Genomic DNA, 23,303 nt, shown 5'->3' on the forward strand with positions numbered 1-23,303 from the left:
CGAAGCACACGAGACGCATCCATGACCGACACCCCCCGCAAGCTGCGCAGCCAGAAATGGTTCGACGACCCCGCCCATGCCGACATGACGGCCATCTACGTCGAGCGCTACCTGAACTACGGCCTGACCCGCGAGGAACTGCAATCCGGACGGCCCGTCATCGGCATTGCACAAACGGGCAGCGACCTGGCGCCCTGCAACCGCCACCACCTGGCCCTGGCCGAGCGCATCAAGGCCGGCATCCGCGACGCGGGCGGCATCCCCATGGAATTCCCGGTGCATCCGCTGGCCGAACAGGGCCGCCGCCCGACCGCCGCGCTGGACCGCAACCTGGCCTACCTGGGTCTGGTCGAGATCCTGCACGGCTATCCGCTGGACGGCGTAGTGCTCACCACCGGCTGCGACAAGACCACGCCCGCCTGCCTGATGGCGGCCGCCACCGTCGACATTCCCGCCATCGTGCTGTCGGGCGGCCCCATGCTGGACGGCTGGCACGACGGCCAGCGCGTGGGTTCCGGCACCGTCATCTGGCACGCCCGCAACCTGATGGCCGCGGGCAAGCTGGACTACGAAGGCTTCATGACACTGGCCACGGCGTCGTCGCCGTCGGTGGGCCACTGCAACACCATGGGCACCGCGCTGTCCATGAACTCGCTGGCCGAAGCGCTGGGCATGTCGCTGCCCACCTGCGCCAGCATTCCCGCTCCCTACCGTGAACGCGGCCAGATGGCCTACGCCACCGGCCTGCGCATCTGCGACATGGTGCGCGAAGACCTGCGGCCGTCCCACATCCTGACCCGCCAGGCCTTCGAGAACGCCATCGTCGTCGCGTCCGCCCTGGGCGCATCCAGCAACTGCCCGCCGCATTTGATCGCCATGGCGCGCCACGCCGGCATCGACCTCAGCCTGGACGACTGGCAGCGCCTGGGCGAAGACGTGCCGCTGCTGGTGAACTGCGTACCGGCCGGCGAGCACCTGGGCGAAGGCTTTCACCGCGCCGGCGGCGTGCCGGCCGTGCTGCACGAATTGCTGGCGGCCGGACGGTTGCATGCCGGCTGCCCCACGGTATCCGGCAAGACCATCGGCGACATCGCCGCCAGCGCCAAGACCCGCGACGCCGATGTCATCCGCAGTTGTGAGGCGCCGCTCAAGCACCGCGCCGGCTTCATCGTGCTGTCGGGCAATTTCTTCGATAGCGCCGTCATCAAGATGTCGGTGGTGGGCGAGGCGTTCCGCCGCACCTACCTGTCCACCGAGGGCGACGAAAATGCCTTCGAGGCCCGCGCCATCGTGTTCGACGGCCCCGAGGACTACCACGCCCGCATCGAAGATCCGTCACTGGATATCGACGAACACTGCATCCTGGTCATACGCGGCGCCGGCACGGTGGGCTACCCCGGCAGCGCCGAAGTCGTGAACATGGCGCCCCCGTCGCACCTGATCAAGCGCGGCATCGACTCCTTGCCCTGCCTGGGCGATGGCCGCCAGAGCGGTACGTCGGGCAGCCCGTCGATCCTGAACATGTCGCCCGAGGCCGCCGTCGGTGGCGGCCTGGCGCTGCTACGCACCGGCGACCGGATACGGGTCGACCTGAACCAGCGCAGCGTCATCGCGCTGGTGGACGACGCCGAGATGGAACGGCGCCGGCAAGCGCCCGGCTACCAGCCCCCGGCGTCGCAGACGCCCTGGCAAGCGTTGTATCGCCAATTGGTGGGCCAGCTATCCACCGGCGGCTGCCTGGAGCCAGCCACGCTTTACCTGAAGGTGGTGGAGACGCGCGGCGATCCCAGGCACTCGCACTGAACGCGAGCGACGGGGCGGTGGATCAGGCCTGGAGGATCACGGGCAGGAAATCAGGCCTTGAGGGCAAGGCCTGCAACATCACGCCTTGAAGAACTGATTGAAGGCCGCCCATTTGGCGAACAGCTCGGGCCAGGCCTGCACCAGCGAGCCTGGCTTGCCCATGCCCCAGCCGTGCTTGCCCGCCGCGAAGATATGCATCTCGGCCGGCACGCCCAGGCGGCGCAGCGCGCCGAACATCAGCAGGCTGTTGTCCACGGGCGATATGGGATCGTCCTGCGCTTGGGCCAGGAACGTGGGCGGCATCTGCGCCGTGGCCAGGTGGTCCACGGAAAACGCCGCGCTCTCCTCGGCCGTGGGGTGCTCGCCGACGATCTCGCGGCGCGCATGGGTATGGTCGAACGGCGGCATGAACGTCAGCACCGGATAGATCAACGCCGCGAAATCCGGCCGCGACGACAGCTTGTCGGTCTCGTCCAGCAACGGGTAGCGGGCCACGCCCGGCGTGGCCGCGGTGATACCGGCCAGGTGCCCGCCCGCCGAAAACCCCATCACCCCGACATGCCCCGTATCCAGGCCGAATTCCTGGGCCGAGGCGCGAATCACCCGCATCGCGCGCTGTCCATCCTGCAAGGGCGCCACGGCGGGCCAATGCTCGCCGGGCAGGCGATACACCAGTTCAAACGCCGTCACCCCTTGCGATTGCAGCCACAGGCAGGCCGGCGTGCTTTCCGTGCCGCGCTCGATGTGGGCGTAGCCGCCGCCGGCAATCACCAGCATGGCCGTGCCGTTGGGGCGTTCGGGCCGGTAGACCACCAGGCGCGGCCGCGACACCTGCGTGACCGAGCCCTTGGCGCTGACCTTCTCGGCCTCTTTCGGGCCGGGTCCCCCCGGGGCCCGGTTGCCCGGCCACAGATCGAGGGTGGGTTGGCCCGTGGGCGCGGCAATCGCCATCGCGGGCTCGGTCATCAGCCCCAGCGCGGCGCTGGACAGGCCGGCGAACAGGAGTTCTCGTCGTTTGATATGCATGGGTCGTCCTCGCGGGCCGAAATGTCAGGGCGGACGAGGCGCCCGCCGGACAGGGCCTGGCAACAAAGACCATGGCCGCGCTGCAGGCAATTTAAGCAGAGATTTGCAGGCCCGGCGGCGACAAAATGGACACGCCCGTTTCGGTGCGTTACGCGCGATGCGCGGCGTTCAAGCAGGCGTCAGGCGCCTGGCGCGGGATCATCCGGTTGCGCCGATGCGGCAACGGCCGGTTCACGGATTTGTGGGCTGGGCCGGCTCAACACGTAGGCAGCGCTTGCCAGGAAAAACACTCCCACGCCCAGCGCCAGCCAAAGCGATGGATGCGCCCCCCACCAGAACAGGCCATAGCCCACCGCCATGCCCAGCGACGCGTACAGCTTGCCCTTGCGCGACACCGCGCCCTGCTCACGCCAGGCGCGCAGCGACGGACCGTAAGTGGGACTGTCCAGCAGCCAGCGCTCCAGCCGGGGCGACGAGCGCGAAAAGCAGCCCACCGCGAGGATAAGGAAAATCGTGGTCGGCATCACCGGCAGAAAAGCGCCGATCACGCCCAACGCCAGCATCACGCAACCCAGGATCAACCACAGTACTCTCATCATGATGGGGTGCAGGATAACGCACGCGGGCGGGCGCGCCTGCGCCGCCCTTTACCTGAGCGGCACAATCTGCCAATTGCTGCCATCCTGGTACACCCGGAAATCAGCCACCTCGCCCGCTCGGGTCGTCACATCCAGATAAGTCACGGGATAAGAGGCGTTGAACGCCTGCATCCCGACCTTGTGCGCACCCGGCGGCACCCAGATCTGCAAGACGCGATTGGCGTTGATGCTGGCAATATGCCTGCCGTCAAGGTAGATCAGAATGTCGATCGCGCTGCCCCAGGTGCCCGAATCGCGCACCACCCGGATCGAACTCTTTTCAGTCGACGATTGCAGCAGCGAGGGGTCCATGACAAATGACGACTCCAACTGCGGCGCCCGATTGGGATCGACGGGCGTGGTGCCGCAGGCCGCCAGCATCGACGCGAGCAGTCCGGCCACAAGGATTCTGGACATAGACACCTACTTGATGGGTTCGAAAATCGTCATGGTTGCGCCCACATACGCACGCAGCCCCACGGGTTGGCCGTCCTTGACCTGGACGTCGAGATAATCGATCGGGTGCGCCCGGTCCACCATCTGCAGGCCCACTTTGTGCGGCCCCACGGGCAGATTCAGTTCAAGCACCGTATTTTCAAGAACATTCGCCACATGCCGGCCGTCGACATAGATCAATGCTGGCTGATACTTGCCCCAGCCGCCCTTGTCCCTGGCAACGCGCACCAAACCCTTGCCCGGTCCACTTTCGCTGACCTGCGGATCCAGATAATAATTCTGCGCCGCGCGCGGCGCGGTCGTGGCATCGATGGGCACGCCCATGCACCCCGCAAGCAGCGATACCGCCAGGCAACACCCCAATATTTTCAACACGATCAGCTCCCGGATTCTGGCTTGGACCAGCCGCAATATACCGTGGACTGACCAGGACTAGACCGGCTCCGGCATTTTCTCGCGCAGCATTTCCAGAAACCGCGCACCGGGTTGTCCGCCGGCCCTGCGCGCCTTGGCCACCATCGCCCAGGCATCCGCATACTGGCCGTTCCAGTAATACGCACTGGCCCACGCGTTATACAGATAGGCCTTGTCCGGCTCGACAGCTTCGCCATTGCGGAACAAGGCGTCGGAACGCGTGATCATCGCGGCGCGTTCCGGGCCCGACAAGGTCTGGTCCGCGGCGGCACAACGTGCGGCAATACGGCCCGCATCGGCATAAATGCCCTGGAATGACGGCGGCTTCAGGCTCAGCGCCGTCTCCATCATTTTCATGGCGTCGCAATACTTGCCCTGGTCGTGCAGCACCGCGGCAAAGCCGGTATAGACCTCGGGATTATGCGTATCCATCAGCCAGGCCTGATTGAATCGCCGCGTCGCCATACCGAGTTGATCCGCGCGGTAAAAGCGATAACCCTGCTCGATCCAGGCCTGCGCTGCGCGGGCCGGCGACCCAAACGCGCGGCTCGCGTCCGCCGTGAGTTTGTCGTCGGCGGCCTTGATGTCAGGGGCCGACCGATCCATGCCCCCGTACATCGGAATCTCGTCCACCCGCGACTGCGGCGCAACCGGCGCGGTCGCCAGGCAGCCGGCAAGCGTCAGGCAGGCAATCAGGGGGGCAAGGCGAAGGGGCAGTCTGTGCATGAATCATCCCGGGTGAGGCCCAAGACTATCATCGATAGGAACCTCGTCAGAGCCGGCGGACCCAGCCCGCGCATTGTGCTCTAGTCATCTAGATGTCACCACCAAGCGCTATCGTCTCGTGCAACTTCCCAACGCCGAGGCTGCTCCATGCTGACCCTGCCCACTATCGAAAACCTGTTCGCCCATCACGGCGCCGCCTACTACGGCGGCGAAGCCATCAGTCAGACGGAACACGCGCTGCAATGCGCGCAACTGGCCGAACAGGCCGGCGAGTCCAAAGCCGTGATCGTCGCCGCCTTCCTGCACGACGTCGGCCACCTCATGCTGGCCGAAAGCATCACCACCGACATGCGCCACCAGGAAGTCGCTGCTGACGCCCTGGCCACGCTGTTCAGCGACGACGTCACCACGCCTGTGCGCCTGCACGTCGCGGCCAAACGTTACCTGGGCGCGATCGAACCCGCCTACCTGGACACCCTGTCGCCCGCCTCGGTACAAAGCCTGGCGTTGCAAGGCGGCGTATTCACCGCCGAACAAGCCGAGACGTTTGCCTGTCAGCCGCACGCGCTGGCCGCGGTGCGGCTGCGCCGGTATGACGACTTGGCCAAGGTGGTGGGGTTGGATACGCCGCCGATTGCGCACTATATGAAGATGGCGCGGCGGTGTTTGCGGGTGGCGTGAAACTGACGGCCTGCTACATCGGCGTCAGGCTGCTGAAACGGAAAATGAATTCCGGGTCCATCAACTTGCCCCGCAGACCCAGGCTGGACTCGTAGAAGCAATCCGCGCCTGTGCCCCTGAACAACGATCCGGAAAATTTCACGGACTGGCCCTTCTTCAGAATCGAAGCAGTGTTGAACAGCGGAGATCCCGGCTGCAACAGGGTGTTGTGCACGATGTCCGAGAGGCTGTTATTCCAGGTCTTGACGGTAATGCCCTTGGATATCTCCACGGCAAAGACGCCTTTGCCGTCGCTATTCGCAGCGATCTGCTTTACGGTGCCGACCCATTCATGCACTCCCAGGCTGGTGACCGCCTGGCACAACGCCTGATCGCGCTTGGCCTTGACGCCGCCACGTTGCATGTCGTTATCGGCTTTGCCGGCTTCCTTCTGGGCAGCAGCCACGACTGAAACAAATGCGGCTTCGTCAGCCGGCATCGCCACCCTCGAACTCGCAGCGCGGTTCGCCTTCCCCGGCAGACCGCCCATTAGCCCCACCACCACCAGAACACCCAACGTCCAAACTCACCAACGTTCATGCAACGGCGTTTCCTGATTAACCTCGGTCATAGGTGCTTCTCAGTTCGTTATTAGATTTCGGCAAATTCTGCCACAGAGATAATCATGCCTCACCAAGATGACTCAGTATCCAGCGGTCCACAGACAGGCCGAATAGAGTGAACAATGGATCCGATAACTCTCGATTATGGTTGGGGATTCTTTGAAATAGCAATAAGGCTCGAGAGTCGTAGACTGTCGCGCCTTTCAGGGTGGTGTTTCATTAGCTCTATCAAGCTCAACTTTGCAGGAATTTGGTAGGTGGTTTTGAGACCGAATCATGCCCTACGACCTGCATGGATGCGGGTACAGGATCTCTCGATGGTCGATCATATCCCCAAACTGCTACGATACTTACGGCAGTCAACAAAATGCCGACTCTGCATCCACAGGGGATGCTTGGCACGGCATCCTCGATAACAAGGGCACTGCATGACGACCTACGCACATGATCTGGCTCAACGATTCTTCGGCATTATGCCATCCTCGCCGGACATTGAACTCACTCTGTTGAAAGGCCATCTTTTGATTGAAGAGGTACTGACGGCAATAGTCCGGGCGGGCGTGCAGCGGCCGGAACACCTCCAATTTGATCGGATGCAATTTCACGCCAAGGCGAAGCTGGCTCGCGCAGTGTTCAAAGGCCCCGAAGATTCCTGGGTGTGGAAAGCCCTAGGTCTGTTGAACGCCGCCCGAAATTCTTTGGCTCATGGGTTGGACACCAATGAGACCGCCGATCTCATTAAGCGATTCGAGGCGTTCGTCCGAAGCCAGGAAGCACAAATTGGCATGAGCACCGTCGAGGGTGATGCAGAGCTAACTGTGCAAGTGCGCTGGGCGATTTTCGCCTTGTACTCACGCCTGATCGTATTTGGAGACGTTCGCGAACCGAACCCGAATGCCCTTGCAGAAGCGTTAAAGAATTGGCAACCTCGCGACTCCGGCGGAGCGCCGAACTCAGTATATCCAGAATAGGCGTCAACTCACGGCCGGCACCTAAATACCGCTACGGAGGATTCCGTGTGCAGCCATTGCCAGACCCTTAAGGACGCCAATCTGCTGCTTGCGCGGCTCGCGGCTCATGCACCCGAACGCCCTATCTTTACGACATGCACAGGAGTACGACGGGTTGTTCGTCCACTGTCAGCAGTCCACGGAAAAGCGGGAGACTGGAGTGTGGCGATGGGGGCCGATAGCCGCAGCGCCACGGCATTCGATCCCACGCTGGACACATTCAATACCCGCGACGACAGGGTCGCCCAGCACCTTCGGCGCGATCAGCTCGTAATGCCAGTGGACTCGGAACTTGATGGCCTAGCGGCACTTGAAATAGTATCGGCGTACGTCAGTTGCAGGACGAGCTATCGAACAACGAATTAAATCCTGCACGGATCGTGCACGAGATTGCGGCTCTTGAAGGCGGCACAACCAGCTCATTTAAGCCGCCAATAAAATAAGTATCCTCTACTCAAAGGGCTGTGGCATAAGCACTATGCGGAGCCAGCTTGCGATCGCTTGCCTTGAACGTACGGAATGCGCTTCGCAAACACGGAATATCCTACTTTGATCAGAAGGCGCGAGAGTCGAGGATCTCAGGCGAGCTTCAGTTGTAACGCTCCCAGATATTTCGGCAATTGTGAACGACGCTATTAGCGGCAATCTCAACCGACAAGTCGCACAAAGTGCACGTTCCGGAGGATGGCTGCTTTTTGGAAAACACAGGGGAAAGAACTATTACCTTAGTGTAGCGTTGCACGATAAAGCAACACACGCGTCAGTTCGACAAGATATCGAGTCCGTTTGCTGTTTAAAGTTCGACTTTCTGGCGAATATGTTGGCAGGCGCCTGAAGCTAGGAGGCTGCGCGCTGCGCATAAGTTGACGCCGTATGAAGGAGCGGTCCCACAAGCCCGGGCAATGCCCCACGTCAATAGCCGCCTTCGCCCATGCCGCATCCGCAATTTCCTGAGCATTTGCTGACGGCCCATACGACGCCACCACGACCTCTTCCACTCCGTGCCCTACGATGCGCAGCTTCGGCCGATCCAGTTTGTCGAATGCTGGTACGCCGTAGGGATCAGGCAAATGCCCTATGTGGTAGAGCTCATGCTCTATCAGCGCACAGAACTCCCCCCCGCTGCAGCCGGCGTAGTAATCGGCCGCCAGGATGATCAGAAACGCCGGCACGTGGCCAAACCACTCGATGATCTACTATTCCTGGCGCATCTTCTGCCAACCGGCGGTGTGAAACATCACTTGTTGGGCTTGGCCCAGCACCACGCGTCCGCCGACGCCCAAAGGAAAGCCAGGTCGGCGTCAACCAGATGGATATGGTTGGGATTGTGAAGCGACCAGCCCGAGGCGAGTATCCCCCGCTCGGTTCATTCCAACAGTTCAGGGGCCAGCGCCCGCAGGCCGCCCACGACCTCCGCGTGCGTCAGCCACTCGGAGGTCGGCCGCAATCGCCGCAGCTCCGCCGTCTGCCCCCGCCCTCTGATCATGCTGAATCACCCTGGTACTTTGGTCGGCCTCGCTCCGCTCGAAGCCGGATCCCCAACTTTTCGTTCCCTTGCCTGGCCGCATGAGAGCTGGTCGCCACTTTAGGTCGTCGAAATCGATGCACTAATCGTCCCCGAAGCGGCGATGCTTGCCTGCTCAACCTATTTTCACTACATTCTAATTTTTCCAAATATTACAATAAGGATATCCGGTGCCTAACACCGAGAAAACTCAACCAACTGAGCAGGCAACATCACGATTAATCCGAATCCCGATAGTCATCGGAGGCTTGCTAATACTTGCCTACGGCATCTATTTTGGGCTCATTCGGAAGGAGGAATCAGGAGGCCCCGATACCTGGGGCCAATTTGGCGACTTCTTGGGTGGACTATTAAACCCGGTCGTGGGTGCCGTCACCATCATCCTTCTCGTCCGTACGCTCACAGCCCAATTACATGCTATCGACATGCAACGAGAGGAGTTAACACTGCAGCGCGATGAATTAAAACTCCAACGTGCAGAAACTGCGAGATCTACGGAGGCTTTAGCGGCGCAAAATAATGCTATCAAGATGCAGAGCTTTGAGCAGACATTCTTTGCTTGGCTCCAAAGCAACAGACAATTTGTAAGCAGCCTCAATGCTGGACCGCATCAGGGCTTTAAAGTCTTACAAAGTTTGGTAAGACCTTGGGCCGCCGGCACACTGGATAGCGTCGGGACAGATTTTGACCAATGGGCGGAGCGTCATCGCCAGTCCGCCGGCAAACTTTTAGAAATTAAGTTTTTCGCAGCAAAGGACCGCTACGAGGACACATACAAAAATCATCATGACGTCCTGGGTCCTCTACTGCGATCGCTTTACCGACTCATCGACTGGGTTGACAATAGTCCTATACCAGATAGCGAGAAATGGCATTACGTCGCGATTGCTCGGTCCCAGCTCACTTGGCCTGAAATGATGATTCTTGCATACAACGGCACCACAAAACGCGGAGAAAGATTCGCGACTCTGATTGAGAAATATGCACTTCTAGACAATCTAGAAGCCACTTCTGACTATCTCATCGCGGCAATGCGAGGGCCATTCCTTGAAAGGCGATTTGACGGCTTCCCATACACAAAGCGCGCATTTAGCTCCGCTGTGGCCAAGCTGGAACTTGGAATTGTCGAACTAAAAGATCTTTAGCGCCTGGACGATTCAAACGCATTTCGCCAGCACGCGTTACGCCTGAGAACTATTACAGTCGGTGTAACACTTCCCACTGAAGCATATGCCTCCTTCTCGATTCCAAAGTTCTGGGCAAGACGAATCACGCGTGTCAGCGGCAGTTTCCATGTGGGCTAGTAATTTTATGTTACCTTAGGCCCCACCCGCGCAGGTGGGACGGCTTCGGGTCGCTCACGGTTTGCTCCGTGGGTCGGCTGTCGGTCGCGCAGTCACAGCTGCTTGACGGTCGCCGTCTTCTTTCATTTGATGAGGGCTTTCAGCATGCGCCAGTTGTCGGTGCCCATTGCACTCGCACTCTTTCTCGGCTCGCCCGCCCAAGCGGCGGATGTTGACTCAACAGCACGCGCGACGAGTGGCCGCGCCGCGTGGGCTGCCTTCGGCTGCAGCGCATTGGCCGAGCTCCTCAAGAAGGCGCCGGACCAGCAGCGGCTCTTTGCTTATGGGTTGGCGCAGGGCCAGCGGTTTATCGACGACCTCCAGGCCAAGCGCATCAGCCAAGCAGCGATTAGTTCCATAGTCCCCATGGGGGTGATGAACAATCTGGAAGGCCCGTCCGCTGACTTCATGCTCGGACGGATATACGCATCGGCATCCGAGTCGGCACTCCGAGACGTTTACATGCTCGACGGTAAGTACCTGGACGACGCAGCGCAGGAAATGCGCGCAGGCAATAAGTTCACCAGCCAAAACTGCGACTTAGTCGGTAGATAGCAAAACTCCCCGGTTTTTTGGCCGGGACGCTTCCTCAGGTAGTACTTATAAAGAAAACGACTCAGACTACGGTTTCTCGCGGCGGCCAGCCGCACGCGCTGCCGGCGGTGCGGCCGCGCCGGTATGACGACTTCGCGAAGGTGGTGGGATTGGATACGCCGCCGATTGCGCACTATAAGAAGATGGCGCGGCGGTGTTTGCGGACGGAATAAGGCAACGTCGTCGCAGGGTGTCGTCAGTATTTAAAAGCCCTGATTCCCGGCAGTCATAGCCGAAAGAATCAGCGCCAGAGGCATACCGTTGGCACCTGGTCGGCCGCGCCCAAACATAATGTCTCTCTAAGTGCGGGCCGATGTTTTTCTGCCCAGTCGGAGTGTCGACGTGTCAGTGGGCAGCGCGTCACTTGAACAACAGGTACGCAAGCAAACCAAAAATCGCGAATACAAAGAGCACTGTCGCAGCCTTCACCCACCTGTTTGTATTCTTCGGCCACGACAATATGCCCGGGTCGCCGGACAGCAGACCCAACCCGACTGCCACGATCAGGCCCAGGCCGGCCGTCACAATCGCAATACCGCCAAAAATCACTTCCGCCAAGCGGGTTCGCCAGGAAGGCCGCTGCGGATGTGACACGGGATCAGACGGTGGATTTGGGCGTAACCCCATGCTTGAATGCTCTCCAGGCGACGTAGAAAGCAAAAAGCCGCGAAGTCTTAGACTGTCGCGGCTTTTTTGGCGGTGCTTGACTAGCTCTATCAAGCACCACTTTGCAGGAATTTGGTAGGCGGTATTGGAATCGAACCAACGACCTCCACGATGTCAACGTGGCGCTCTAACCAGCTGAGCTAACCGCCTGCAAAGAAGAAGAATTATATAGTGCTTTTTTAAACTGTGCAAATCGTCTTTTCAAACTTTTTGCTGTTTTTGTTGCGTTCCGGAGTTTTGCTTTCGCCCTACTCTTCATCCGCAACGGCCTGTCTTTTGAACGTGTTTTGCAACTTCCAAACGACTGCCAGCACTGCGCAAACCTTCTTACTTTTTCGCGTCTGCGGCATGCACCGCAGCAACGAAGAACGAGATTCTATCAGAACTTTTTATTCCTTGCTCGACCTCGACGCCGCTGCTCACATCGACGGCCCACGGACGCACGGATTGGACCGCGGCGGCGACGTTGTCGGGGGTCAATCCGCCAGACAGGATGAGCGGACGCGACACAGGATCGGCCTTCACGTCGGACAGCAGCGCGTGGTCAAAGCCGTGGCCGCTGCCGCCGTAGCCGGCGCTGTAGCTGTCGAACAGCCAGCCAGCAGCTTCACCGTAGGCGCGGCAGTAGGATGCCAGGTCTTCGGCGGTGGCCAGGCCCGGGGCGCCAGCGCGAAAGGCGCGCAGGTAGCGGTGGTGGTAGCGCGCGCAGTCTTGCGGGGATTCGTCGCCATGGAACTGCAGCAGTTCCGGGCCGACCTGGTCCAGCACGGCCTGCACGTCGGCGGGATCAGGGTTCACGAACAGGGCCACCACGTCGACAAACGCCGGCACCGTGCGGCGCAGTTGCGCAGCGCGGGTCGGCGTCAGGCAGCGTTTGCTCTTGGGGTAGAAGACAAAGCCGATGGCGTCGACGCCGGCCGAGACGGCGGCGTCGATGTCTTCTTCGCGGGTCAGGCCGCAGATCTTGATGCGTGTGCGCATGGAGTTCATTGCTTGCGTCGCCCAGCGCGACGGATGCACTCAGTATATATAAGAGCGCGCCGTCAGCCGGCCGGCTGGCCCGCCGTCGCCATGAAGCTGTCGAAGCTGCCTTCGGCCACGCGGAACCACGGGATTTCCTTGTCGCGAAAGGTCGTCATGCTCTCGTACAGCTTCTTGAACATGGGGTCTTTGGCGCTCAGTTCCTGGTAGAGCTTCAGCGACGCGTCATAGGCGGCCTGCAGCATGGGCCGCGGAAAGGCCTTGAGCTGCGCGCCGCGCTGCACCAGCCGGCGCAGCGCGTCGGGGTTGCCGGCGTCGTACTTGGCGATCATGTTGGCCGTGGCCATGCGGCTGGCCAGGCCCAGCGCCGCCTGATAGGGCTTGGGCAGTTCGTCGTGCGCGTCCTGGTTGACGTACAGCGACAACTGCAGCGTGCCCGCCCACCAGCCGGGAAAGTAGTAGTTGCGAGCGACCTTGTAGAGCGCCAGGCTTTCGTCGTCGTGCGGACCGATCCAGGCCACGGCATCCACCCCGCCCTGTTCCAGCGCCGCATAGGTATCGGCGATGGACAGGTCCACGGGTTCAGCGCCCAGGCGAGCCAGCACCTGGCGCGCAAAGCCGCCTGCCTTGATCTTCAGGCCGCGCAGGTCGTCGACGGATTTGACCTCGCCGCGGAACCAGCCGCCCATCTGGGCGCCCGTGAAGCCGCAGGGGTAGTTGACGATGTTGTACTTATCGAACAGCACGCGGGTCAGCGCCAACCCTTCGCCCTGGATCATCCAGGCGTTCATCTGGCGGGTATTCAGGCCGAACGGCAGGCCGGCGTCAAAGCACAGCGCGGGGTCGGTATCGAAAAAGCGGGTGGATGCCGTATGGCCGCATTCGACGATGCGGTGCTGCACGGCGTCCAGCACCTGGCCGGCGTCGACCAGGTCGCCAGCCGAGAAAATCTCGATGCGGAACTTGCCGTCGGTGACGTCGCTGACGTAGCGGGCCACGTCTTCGGCGCCGGCAAACAGGGTGGGCGACTCGTTGGGGAAACTGGAGGCCAGCTTCCAGGACACGGCCGGCGCCTCTTGCGCATAGACCGGGGCGGCGAGGGCGGCCCCGCCGGCGGCGGCGCCCAGGGCGGTTCGCTTCAAAAACGCGCGGCGTTGCATGAGACTGGCCTCCTTGGGTGCCGACGGCCGCCGGGCTATGGCGGGTTGCCCGACGGTTGCGTAGCGGGTTGCGTGAAGGGCGACAGCAAGAGCGCCCCGCCATCCAACTCGTCCAGGCCGAACTCGTCGGGGTATTCGATGGCCGACAGGTACAGGCCGTCGGGGGAAAACGTGGGCGCGCCGCGCTTGCGGTCGCGCCAGGACAGCAGCTGCGCCATCCAGTCGACGGATTCGCGGCCTTGGCCGATCTGCAGCAGCGCACCCATGATGTTGCGCACCATATGATGCAGGAAAGCGTTGGCCCGAAGCGTAAACACTAGAAACGGACCGCGCTCTTCGATGTCCAGCCGGTGCATGACGCGCACCGGATGCTTGGCCTGGCACTGCGACGAACGAAAGCTGGAGAAATCGTGTTCCCCCAGCAAGGCGCGAGCGGCCGCGCGCATGGCATCGACATCCAGCGGCTGGTAGCACCACCCTGCCCGGCCGGCCCACAGCGCCGGTCGCACCCTGCCCCGCCACAGCAGATAGACATAGGTACGGGCCCGGGCGGAAAAGCGGGCATGGAAATCATCCGAGACCGGCTTGGCCCACTGCACGGAAATGCTGGGAGGCAGGAAGGCGTTGACGCCCCGCACCCAGGATTCCATGCGCCGGTCCAGGCTGGTATCCAGATGGATGACCTGCATTGCGCCATGCACACCGGTATCGGTGCGGCCGGCGCAGATGGTGGCCACCGGTTCCTTTACGTCGCAGAAGCGCGCCAGCGCGGCTTCCAATGTGTCTTGCACCGTCTGCCGGTGCGGCTGGGTTTGCCAACCCTGCCAGGCGGAGCCGTCGTAGGCCAGCCCCATTGCAACTCTGGACATCTGTCAGACCCGTGGACCGCCGACCCGGCGCGGTTCGTCCGTGGGCGGTTCGTCCAGGTCGAGATTGATCGAATCGAGCTTGCGGTTCAGCGCTGCGGTATCCAGCGCGGGCTCGTTGTAGGCGTAGGTTTCCTCGTCGTCGTCGCCACGGCGCGCACCCGCGCGGCGCAGCACCCAGGCGATGGCGAACGCGATCAGCGCCAGCACCGCGGTGACGATCACCAGAAGATTGTCGGCCAGCCAGGCCGGCATGGAAGAAGTCAAATCCTTATCCTTGTTGTTGCTTGCCGCCGCATCCGCGGCGGCCTTGTCTTGTGCGGCGGCGGCCGTCGGCGCCGTGGCGCCGGGGGTACCGGTTGCGCCAGGGCTGCCAGGCGCGCCTGCGGCGCCTTGTGCGCCCGCTGCGCCCGCAACGCCTGGCGTTCCGGTGGCGCCTGCCGCGCCTGTGGCACCTGCTGCGCCAGCGGCGCCCTGAGTGCCCGATGTTCCGGCCGATCCGGCAGCGCCAGGCGCACCGGTCGAGCCTGCGGCGCCGGTGGCGCCCTGTGTTCCTGATGCCCCGGTCGAGCCTGCGGTGCCCGCAGCACCGGCAGCGCCTGGCGTACCTGCAGCGCCGGCTGCCCCTGCGGCTCCCGCTGCGCCTGCGGCTCCGGCGGCTCCCGGCGTACCGGATGCCCCGCTGGCCCCCGTGGCACCGGCAGCGCCCGGCGTGCCCGATGCCCCATTTGCTCCTGCGGCGCCCGCGGCACCTGGCGTGCCCGAAGCCCCGGCAGCACCCGGCGTGCCGGATGCCCCTGCCGCGCCCGCAGTACCCGCAGTACCCGCAGCCCCGGCCACGCCCGGCTTACCCGTTCCGCCCGCTGCGCCCTCGGCCCCGGGCGCACCAGCCCCCGACGCCCCCTGCCCGGCCACGGCCTTGTTCAATTCGTCGACGTTGCTTTGCAACTGATTGACGCGGCCCTCGGCATCGGCGATGGCGCGTTCGTTGGACGTGCGTTGATCCGCCTGCGCTTCGGCCTGCGCGGCCGCGCCGCCGGCCGCCTGGCCGGACGACAGGCGCACCCGGTCTTGCGGCGGCGATGCCGTCGCCACGCCGGTGTCGCCCGGACGGGCCACGGTGCCGGAAGACGCGTCCTGGCCCTTGACCACGGACGGGTTCGCGCCGGCCGCGGCGCCGATGCGGGCGCGGTAACGGGCGAAGGCTTCGGCGTGTTCGTTGAAGATGCGGCGCGCTTCGGCCGGATCCACGGCCCGCACGGTGGCGGCGTCGGGAATCGTGAGCGTCTGGCCGGCGCGCACCAGATTCATATTGTTCTGGATGAAGGCTTCGGGATTGGCGCGCCACAGCGCCACCAGCATCTGGTACACCGAAGCGTTGGGCACTGCGTTGCGCTGGGCGATGGCAAAGAGGTTGTCGCCCGACTTGACGTTGACGCTGCCCGCGCTGCCGCCCGTGCGGCCCGGCGTGCCCACGGCGGCCGGCGTGACGTCGGCGCCCGCGCCCCGCAGCGGTACAAGAATGCTGACCTGCACCTGCCGCTGGCCCGAACTGGAGCTGATGTCCAGCAACAGGTCGACCGCCCCGCTGGCCGGCGCTTGCGCCGACCGTACCCGCAGGTTCTTGCGGGTGGCATCCATGCCGTCTTCCACCCTGACCACCATGCCGGCCAAGGGCGCGGGCGGCTTCAGGCCCGCGCGCTGCCAGGCGGCTTCGTCCGCGATCGAGACCCGCAGCGACGACACTTCGTCGGGGGTCAGTTCCTGCAGCCCGACCAGCGCCTGCAGCGGCGCGCCCGGCGCCGACACCACGCGTGAATGCCCCACCCGCATCGCCAGCGCCTGGCTGCTGATGCTCGCGCCCAGCGCCAATGCGATCGCCCACTGGAGGGCCTTCAAACGGCGGGCATGCTTCACTTGGCGCGAACGCTGGGTCATAAGCTGGAATTCCGTTCTTGTAGTCGAATTACGGGCTAGGGCTTGTTCATGGCGATCTTGTGATAACAAGCCTCAATTCACCCGAAAAGTGTAATAGATGCAGCGCGTTTCACAAACCTGAAAGGCGCATCGGCGTTGGCTGGCGGGCACATTGCCCAGCCCCGCGGCCGCGGCGCAAATGACAAAGGCACCCGAAGGTGCCTTTGCAGGGACTGCCCTGGCGGATCGGGCGGCTTGCGCCGCCCGCCGGGCATCAGGCTTCGGCCAGCGCGATGCGCAGCATGCGGCGCAGCGGTTCGGCGGCGCCCCACAGCAGCTGGTCGCCCACGGTGAAGGCGCTGAGGTACTGCGGGCCCATCGACATCTTGCGCAGGCGGCCCACCGGAATGTCCAGCGTGCCGGTCACGGCCACGGGGGTCAGGTCGCGGATGGTGGCTTCCTTGGTGTTGGGAATGACCTTGGCCCACTGCGTGCCCTGGGCGATCAGCGATTCGATCTCGTCCAGCGGCAGGTCGCGCTTGAGCTTGATGGTCAGCGCCTGGCTGTGGCAGCGCATCGCGCCGATGCGCACGCACAGGCCGTCGATGGGCGTGGGAGCCGAACCGAAGGCCGCGCCGCGGCCCAGGATCTTGTTGGTCTCGACCTCGCCCTTCCATTCTTCCTTGGTCATGCCGTTGCCCAGGTCTTTGTCGATCCAGGGAATCAGGCTGCCACCCAGCGGCACGCCGAAGTGGTCGCGGGGCAGCGCGTCGTCTTTCTGCTTGGCCAGCACGCCGCGGTCGATTTCCAGGATGGCCGAGGCGGGGTCGTCCAGCAGCGGCTTGACGGCGTGGTTCAGTTCGCCGAACTGGGTCAGCAGTTCGCGCATGTGCTGCGCGCCGCCGCCCGATGCCGCCTGGTACGTCATGGTGGTCATCCACTCGACCAGGTCGTTGTTGAACAGGCCGGCCAGACCCATCAGCATGCAGCTGACGGTGCAGTTGCCACCGATGAAGTTGCGCACGCCGCGCTTGAGCGCCGCGTCGATGACCGGACGGTTGACCGGGTCCAGCACGATGATGGCGTCGTCGGCCATGCGCAGGGTGCTGGCCGCGTCGATCCAGATGCCGTTCCAGCCCGCGCCGCGCAGCTTCGGATAGACCTCGGACGTGTAGTCGCCGCCTTGGGCCGTCACGATGATCGGCAGTTTTTTCAGAGCATCAATGTTGTAGGCATCTTGCAGCGGGCCTGCGCCAGTCGCCCAAGGGGGGGCGGCGCCGCCAGCGTTGCTGGTGGAGAAGAACACCGGTTCGATCAGTGCGAAGTCGTTCTCGTCGCGCATGCGTTGCATGAGCACCGAGCCGACCATACCGCGCCAGCCGACAAGGCCTACTGCTTGATTCATTTCAATCGCTCTTTAAAGGTGGGGACAAGGTCTGGTGAATAAAAAACGTGCAAGAACCCAACAATTTATCAGAATGCACGCGCAGATGTTGCGGCGCAGCTTGAAAAAACGGGGCCACAAGCGACGCCGCCCCGCTTTCGCGGCGCGGCGGCAACAACCTATATGGAAAAGGGCCGCTCCACAGGCGGCCCCTGGCGCCGGGGCCGCGCCGCCAGGGCGCGCCCGGTGCGGCATCGATCAGGCCAGGGCTTTGAGGACGGCGTCGCCCATGCCCGAGGTGCTGACTTTGGTGGTGCCGGGTTCGAAGATGTCGGCGGTGCGCAGGCCATCGGCCAGCACACGGCGCACGGCGGCTTCGATGCGGTCGGCCTGCGGCGCCAGGTTCAGCGAATAGCGCAGCAGCATGGCGGCCGACAGGATGGTCGCCAGCGGATTGGCGATGCCCTGGCCGGCGATGTCGGGGGCCGAACCGTGGCTGGGCTCGTACAGGCCCTGGCCACCGGCGTTCAACGACGCCGACGGCAGCATGCCGATCGAACCGGTCAGCATGGCGGCTTCGTCGGACAGGATGTCGCCGAACAGGTTGCCGGTCACGATGACGTCGAACTGGCGCGGGTTGCGCACCAGCTGCATGGCGGCGTTGTCGACGTACATGTGCGAGAGCTCGACGTCCGGATATTCGCGGGCCACTTCGATGACGATGTCGCGCCAGAACTGCGAGGTTTCCAGCACGTTGGCCTTGTCGACGCTGCACAGCTTCTTGTTGCGCTTGCGAGCCGATTCGAAGCCGATGCGCGCGATGCGGCGCACTTCGGATTCGGCATAGCGCATCGTGTCGTAGCCTTCGCGTTCACCGGCGAAGACGCCGTCCGGCGACGAACGCACGCCGCGCGGCGTGCCGAAATAGATGTCGCCGGTCAGTTCGCGGATGATCAGGATATCCAGGCCGGAGACGATCTCGGGCTTGAGCGACGAGGCGCTGGCCAGCTCGGGATACAGGATGGCCGGACGCAGGTTGGCGAACAGGCCCAGCGCCTTGCGCAGGCCCAGGATGGCCTGTTCGGGGCGGAACTCGCGCGGCAGGCTGTCGTACTTCCAGTCGCCCACGGCGCCGAACAGCACGGCGTGGGATTCCTTGGCCAGGTTCAGGGTGGCCGGGGGCAGCGGGTGTTCGAAGGCATCGAACGCGGCGCCGCCGACAGCGGCCTCTTTGATGTCGAAGGGCACGTCCAGCGCCTTCAGGACGCGCACGGCCTGTTCGACGATTTCGGGGCCGATGCCGTCGCCCGGCAAGACTGCGATGTTATGGGTCATGGAATGAAACGGTCCTGTGGTCGGTATGGGAATGCGGTCAGGCGATGGGCCGGCTTTCGAGCCAGGGATGGCGGGCCAGGCGTTCGGCCTCGAAGGCACGGATCTTGTCGGCATGGCGCAGGGTCAGGCCGATGTCGTCAAAGCCGTTGAACAGGCAATACTTGCGGAAGGGTTCGATGTCGAAACCCATTTCGCGCCCGTCTGCGGCCACGACCACCTGGCGTTCCAGGTCGATGCGCAGCTTGTAGTTGGGGAACGCCTTCACTTCGTCGAACAGGCGGGCCACTTCCAATTCGGACAGCACGATCGGCAGCAGGCCGTTCTTGAAGCTGTTGTTGAAGAAGATGTCGGCGTAGGACGGGGCGATGATGGCGCGGAAACCATATTGCGTCAGGGCCCAGGGCGCGTGCTCGCGGCTGGAGCCGCAGCCGAAGTTCTTGCGCGCCAGCAGCACCGAGGCGCCTTGGTAGCGCGGCTGGTTCAGCACGAAATCCGGGTTCAGCGGACGCTTGCTGTTGTCCATGCCGGGTTCGCCGTGGTCCAGGTAGCGCAGTTCGTCGAAGAGGTTCGGGCCGAAGCCGGTGCGCTTGATGGACTTGAGGAACTGCTTGGGGATGATGAGGTCCGTGTCGACGTTTTCGCGGTCGAGCGGAGCCACCAGGCCTTCGTGAGTGGTAAATGCTTGCATGATGTGTACTCGGTGCGCGTTGCTTAACGGAAGGTGCGGACGTCGACGAAATGGCCCGCCACGGCGGCGGCGGCGGCCATGGCCGGGCTGACCAGGTGCGTGCGGCCGCCCTGGCCCTGGCGGCCTTCGAAGTTGCGGTTCGAGGTCGAGGCGCAGCGTTCGCCCGGTTCAAGGCGGTCGGCGTTCATGGCCAGGCACATCGAGCAGCCCGGCTCGCGCCATTCGAAGCCGGCTTCGATGAAGATCTTGTCCAGCCCTTCGCGTTCGGCCTGTTGCTTGACCAGGCCCGATCCCGGCACCACCATGGCCTGGCGCACATTGGACGCCACGTGCTTGCCACGCGCCACGACGGCGGCGGCGCGCAGGTCTTCGATGCGCGAGTTGGTGCACGAACCAATGAACACGCGGTCCACGCGGATGTCGGTCAGCGGGGTGTTGGGCTTCAGGCCCATGTATTCCAGCGCGCGCTCCATGCCGCTGCGGCGCACGTCGTCTTTTTCGCGATCGGGGTCCGGCACGCGGGAATCGACCGGCAGGACCATCTCGGGCGAGGTGCCCCAGGTGACTTGCGGCTTGATGTCGCGGGCGTTGACTTCGACCACGGTGTCGAACTTGGCGCCTTCGTCGGTGTGCAGCGTGCGCCAGTAGGTGACGGCGTGGTCCCACAGCACGCCGGACGGCGCGAACGGACGGCCGCGGAAGTATTCGACGGTCTTGTCGTCGACGGCGACCATGCCGGAACGGGCGCCGGCTTCGATGGCCATGTTGCAGACGGTCATGCGGCCTTCGACGGACAGCGAACGAATCGTGCTGCCGGCGAATTCGATGGCGTGGCCGGTGCCGCCGGCCGTGCCGATGATGCCGATGATGTGCAGGACCACGTCCTTGGCCGTACAGCCGAACGGCAGTTCGCCTTCGACCTTGATGAGCATGCTCTTGGCTTTCTTCATGAGCAGCGTCTGGGTGGCCAGCACGTGCTCGACTTCGGACGTACCGATACCGAAGGCCAGCGCGCCCAGCGCGCCGTGCGTGCTGGTGTGCGAGTCGCCACAGACGACCGTCATGCCCGGCAGGGTGGCGCCCTGCTCCGGCCCGATCACGTGGACGATGCCCTGGCGCAGGTCGTTCATGCGGAATTCGGTGATGCCGTGCTTGTCGCAGTTGGCGTCCAGCGTGTCGACCTGCAGGCGCGAAACCGGATCGTCGATGCCCTGGGCGCGGTTCAGCGTGGGCACGTTGTGGTCGGCCACCGCGAGGTTGGCGCCGATGCGCCACGGCTTGCGGCCGGCAATGGCCAGGCCCTCGAACGCCTGCGGGCTGGTGACTTCATGCAGCAGGTGGCGGTCGATATACAGCAGACAGGTGCCGTCGGATTCCTGGTGAACGATGTGGGCGTTCCAGAGTTTGTCGTAAAGGGTTTGGGCCATGGATGCGCTCTGCAAATAGACAGTCCGGCTTGGGCCTCGCACGCCTGAAGGCAAATCGCCCCACGCGCCGGCCACTGCGGCATGAGGGGAATTATGCACAGCCTCTGAACCTAGTACAACCACACCAAAGATACTAGTACCAACACTACCATGGAACCTGGCATCGGGTTGCCTGCCAGGTCCATTCCCGGCGTTGCGCCGCAGCCTCGCCCAGATAATCAAAAGTTGACGAACTTAAAAACAATTTAGATACAGAAGTCGCAAACGGATATAATCGAGTTTCAATGTGGCAAAGCAGAAACCGACATAATGCGCAATAAATCGCATTAATAGTTTTTGATTAATCCGTCCATATTGAATTTCGCCTAAATCACGTAATTTTCCGTCATTTTTCGTGATTTTATTCGAAATAAATCCGACGGGCCGGTAAGTTTGGTCAAGACTTTACAAATCTTGAATCGCCAATTCTGGCGACTGCAAACAATATGCCGGCCACTAATCCAAAACTCGACTCGCGAATAATCCCTATGGCTTCGTTTCTGCTTAAAACCACGGTTTCGGCCCTGGCCTTGGCATTCGTTCCTGCCGCATTTGCACAGCCCGCGACTGCGGAATCCCCTGCCCCGGCCACCGCACCGGGCGTCACCACCCTGAACCAGATCGTCGAGCAGACCCTGCTGAGCAATCCCGAGATCCAGGCCAAATACCACGACTTCCAGGCGTCCCTGGAAGGCCAGGCAGTGGCTCGCGGCGCCTTCTTCCCGCAAGTCAACGCCCTGGGCTACGTCGGCCGCGAGTACCGCAACAACGTGCCCGGCACGGGCTCGCAGAACTGGAACCGCCCCGGCTACAACTTCGAGCTGCGCCAGCTGATTTTCGACGGCTTCCGCACCAGCAACGACGTCAAGCAGGCCGGTTTCGACAAGCTGGCGCGCTTCTATGACGTGTTGGCCACCAGCGACACCACCGCCCTAGCGGCCGTGCAGGCCTACATCGACCTGCAGCGCTACCGCGACATGGAACTGCTGGCCCGCCAGAACTATTCGCTGCACGAAGAAACCCTCAAGCAGATCGGCCAGCGCGCCGAGTCCGGCGTCGGCCGGCGCGTCGACCTGGAACAGGCCGGCGGCCGCCTGTCGCTGGCCCAGACCAACCTGATGACCGAAACGGCCAACCTGCTGGACGTGCAACAGCGCTTCCAGCGCGTCACCGGCGCGTTCCCGCCCGAAGCGATGCAGCCCGTGCCCGACGTGTCGGACAAGCTGCCGGTCAAGCCCGGCAACTTCAACGAGTCGCTGCGCCGCAACCCCACCTTCCTGTCCAAGCAGGCCGCCCTGCAGGGCGCCGAAGCCGGCGTGGCCTCGTCCAAGGGCGCGTTCTCGCCCAAGTTCGAATTCGTGGCCGCCACCGGCCGCGACCAGAACGACCCCACGCCCGAGAACCGCAACATCCGCAGTTCCAGCGTGCAGGTGGTGATGAACTACAACCTGTACCGCGGCGGCGCCGATTCGGCGCGCGTGCGCCAGACGGCCGCCCAGTCGTATGCAGCGCGCGACGTGCGCGACTACACCTGCCGCAACGTGCAGCAGGAACTGGCCGTGGCCTGGAACAACATCGCCAGCCTGCAGGAAAAGCTGCCCTTCCTGCGTGACCACGAACTGGCCACGTCCAAGGTGCGCGATGCCTACCGCCAGCAATTCCAGATCGGCCAGCGCACGCTGCTGGACCTGCTGAACACCGAGAACGAGCTGTTCGAATCGCGCCGCGCGCTGACCAACGCCACTTACGACCTGAAGCTGGCGCAGTACCGCTGGCTGGCCTTGTCGCACAAGCTGCTGCCGGCGCTGACGCTGCAACCGGCGCGCAACGAGATGCCCGAGGAAAACGGCAAGCTGGTGGTGTCGGACGACGTCATCAAGCTGTGCAATTCCACGGTGCCCGATTCGGCCCGCCTGACGCCGGTGCGCGTGCAATACAACGAAGGCACGCTGCCGCCGACGTTCGTGCCGGTGAACGCGCCGGCCAACCAGCCCCGCTCCTGATCGACCATCAGGATTCGGG

At 63.2% G+C, this 23,303-nt stretch carries 22 protein-coding genes and 1 tRNA gene; 6 read left to right on the forward strand and 17 right to left on the reverse strand.

The genetic code is table 11. From position 1 onward, the window contains the following. The first annotated feature begins 21 nt into the window (after positions 1-21). Positions 22-1,803, forward strand: coding sequence for an IlvD/Edd family dehydratase (locus HV798_RS09745; RefSeq protein WP_175192588.1), 1,782 nt, complete (start codon positions 22-24; stop codon positions 1,801-1,803). A gap of 78 nt (positions 1,804-1,881) precedes the next feature. Here HV798_RS09745 and HV798_RS09750 read toward each other — a convergent pair whose 3' ends face one another. The 5 genes from HV798_RS09750 to HV798_RS09770 all read right to left on the reverse strand — a co-directional run bounded on the left by HV798_RS09750 (position 1,882) and on the right by HV798_RS09770 (position 5,063). Further along, positions 1,882-2,829 carry an alpha/beta hydrolase gene (locus tag HV798_RS09750; protein ID WP_175192589.1) on the reverse strand — a complete coding sequence of 316 codons (948 nt, stop codon included), beginning with the start codon at positions 2,827-2,829 and terminating at the stop codon, positions 1,882-1,884. A gap of 179 nt (positions 2,830-3,008) precedes the next feature. Then, on the reverse strand, positions 3,009-3,428 hold the full coding sequence (locus tag HV798_RS09755) for a YbaN family protein (RefSeq protein ID WP_217481162.1): 420 nt from the start codon (positions 3,426-3,428) through the stop codon (positions 3,009-3,011). A 48-nt stretch (positions 3,429-3,476) separates the two neighbouring features. Then, a complete protein-coding gene (locus HV798_RS09760) occupies positions 3,477-3,884 on the reverse strand; it encodes a LolA-like protein (protein ID WP_025135324.1) in 408 nt (135 codons plus the stop codon). A gap of 6 nt (positions 3,885-3,890) precedes the next feature. Beyond that, positions 3,891-4,298, reverse strand: coding sequence for a hypothetical protein (locus tag HV798_RS09765; RefSeq protein WP_175192590.1), 408 nt, complete (start codon positions 4,296-4,298; stop codon positions 3,891-3,893). A 57-nt stretch (positions 4,299-4,355) separates the two neighbouring features. Further along, positions 4,356-5,063, reverse strand: coding sequence for a tetratricopeptide repeat protein (locus HV798_RS09770; RefSeq protein ID WP_175192591.1), 708 nt, complete (start codon positions 5,061-5,063; stop codon positions 4,356-4,358). A gap of 147 nt (positions 5,064-5,210) precedes the next feature. Between HV798_RS09770 and HV798_RS09775 the strand changes: the two genes are divergently transcribed. After that, positions 5,211-5,744: a phosphonate degradation HD-domain oxygenase gene (locus HV798_RS09775; RefSeq protein WP_175192592.1), complete on the forward strand. Its 534-nt coding sequence runs from the start codon at positions 5,211-5,213 to the stop codon at positions 5,742-5,744. Positions 5,745-5,757: 13 nt separating this feature from the next. Here HV798_RS09775 and HV798_RS09780 read toward each other — a convergent pair whose 3' ends face one another. Then, complete coding sequence (locus HV798_RS09780; protein ID WP_175216354.1) at positions 5,758-6,222, reverse strand: hypothetical protein; 465 nt, start codon at positions 6,220-6,222, stop codon at positions 5,758-5,760. Between the two features lie 552 nt (positions 6,223-6,774). Between HV798_RS09780 and HV798_RS09785 the strand changes: the two genes are divergently transcribed. Beyond that, the gene (locus HV798_RS09785) at positions 6,775-7,317 is read left to right on the forward strand and encodes a hypothetical protein (protein ID WP_175192594.1); all 543 of its coding nucleotides are present in this window, start codon (positions 6,775-6,777) and stop codon (positions 7,315-7,317) included. A 764-nt stretch (positions 7,318-8,081) separates the two neighbouring features. Here HV798_RS09785 and HV798_RS31665 read toward each other — a convergent pair. Then, positions 8,082-8,528: a putative metallopeptidase gene (locus HV798_RS31665; protein ID WP_246288662.1), complete on the reverse strand. Its 447-nt coding sequence runs from the start codon at positions 8,526-8,528 to the stop codon at positions 8,082-8,084. A gap of 523 nt (positions 8,529-9,051) precedes the next feature. Here HV798_RS31665 and HV798_RS09790 point away from each other — a divergent pair. Further along, positions 9,052-10,026, forward strand: coding sequence for a putative phage abortive infection protein (locus HV798_RS09790; protein ID WP_175192595.1), 975 nt, complete (start codon positions 9,052-9,054; stop codon positions 10,024-10,026). 261 nt (positions 10,027-10,287) lie between these two features. Further along, a complete protein-coding gene (locus tag HV798_RS09795) occupies positions 10,288-10,779 on the forward strand; it encodes a hypothetical protein (RefSeq protein ID WP_175192596.1) in 492 nt (163 codons plus the stop codon). A gap of 399 nt (positions 10,780-11,178) precedes the next feature. Here HV798_RS09795 and HV798_RS09800 read toward each other — a convergent pair whose 3' ends face one another. The 10 genes from HV798_RS09800 to leuC form a co-directional block, all read right to left on the reverse strand. After that, a complete protein-coding gene (locus HV798_RS09800; RefSeq protein ID WP_175192597.1) occupies positions 11,179-11,376 on the reverse strand; it encodes a hypothetical protein in 198 nt (65 codons plus the stop codon). 181 nt (positions 11,377-11,557) lie between these two features. Continuing rightward, positions 11,558-11,634: transfer RNA gene (locus HV798_RS09805), tRNA-Val, on the reverse strand. Positions 11,635-11,811: 177 nt separating this feature from the next. Further along, entirely contained in the window at positions 11,812-12,474 is a 663-nt protein-coding gene (locus HV798_RS09810; protein WP_081821513.1) for a phosphoribosylanthranilate isomerase, read from the reverse strand. Between the two features lie 53 nt (positions 12,475-12,527). Next, the gene (locus tag HV798_RS09815; RefSeq protein ID WP_175192598.1) at positions 12,528-13,625 is read right to left on the reverse strand and encodes a TRAP transporter substrate-binding protein; all 1,098 of its coding nucleotides are present in this window, start codon (positions 13,623-13,625) and stop codon (positions 12,528-12,530) included. A 35-nt stretch (positions 13,626-13,660) separates the two neighbouring features. Continuing rightward, positions 13,661-14,494: a tRNA pseudouridine(38-40) synthase TruA gene (truA, locus tag HV798_RS09820; RefSeq protein ID WP_175192599.1), complete on the reverse strand. Its 834-nt coding sequence runs from the start codon at positions 14,492-14,494 to the stop codon at positions 13,661-13,663. Positions 14,495-14,497: 3 nt separating this feature from the next. After that, positions 14,498-16,429: a type IV pilus assembly protein FimV gene (locus HV798_RS09825; protein ID WP_175192600.1), complete on the reverse strand. Its 1,932-nt coding sequence runs from the start codon at positions 16,427-16,429 to the stop codon at positions 14,498-14,500. A gap of 253 nt (positions 16,430-16,682) precedes the next feature. Then, complete coding sequence (gene asd, locus HV798_RS09830) at positions 16,683-17,813, reverse strand: aspartate-semialdehyde dehydrogenase (RefSeq protein ID WP_175216355.1); 1,131 nt, start codon at positions 17,811-17,813, stop codon at positions 16,683-16,685. Between the two features lie 237 nt (positions 17,814-18,050). Continuing rightward, positions 18,051-19,127 carry a 3-isopropylmalate dehydrogenase gene (leuB, locus tag HV798_RS09835; protein WP_025135314.1) on the reverse strand — a complete coding sequence of 359 codons (1,077 nt, stop codon included), beginning with the start codon at positions 19,125-19,127 and terminating at the stop codon, positions 18,051-18,053. A 37-nt stretch (positions 19,128-19,164) separates the two neighbouring features. Continuing rightward, complete coding sequence (gene leuD / locus HV798_RS09840; RefSeq protein ID WP_025135313.1) at positions 19,165-19,815, reverse strand: 3-isopropylmalate dehydratase small subunit; 651 nt, start codon at positions 19,813-19,815, stop codon at positions 19,165-19,167. 23 nt (positions 19,816-19,838) lie between these two features. After that, entirely contained in the window at positions 19,839-21,242 is a 1,404-nt protein-coding gene (leuC, locus tag HV798_RS09845) for a 3-isopropylmalate dehydratase large subunit (RefSeq protein ID WP_175192601.1), read from the reverse strand. A gap of 527 nt (positions 21,243-21,769) precedes the next feature. Here leuC and HV798_RS09850 point away from each other — a divergent pair. Then, the gene (locus tag HV798_RS09850) at positions 21,770-23,284 is read left to right on the forward strand and encodes a TolC family outer membrane protein (protein WP_175192602.1); all 1,515 of its coding nucleotides are present in this window, start codon (positions 21,770-21,772) and stop codon (positions 23,282-23,284) included. The last annotated feature ends 19 nt before the right edge of the window (positions 23,285-23,303 follow it).

It is taken from the genome of Achromobacter deleyi (assembly GCF_902859705.1).
In the GTDB taxonomy this organism is placed as follows: domain Bacteria; phylum Pseudomonadota; class Gammaproteobacteria; order Burkholderiales; family Burkholderiaceae_B; genus Achromobacter; species Achromobacter deleyi.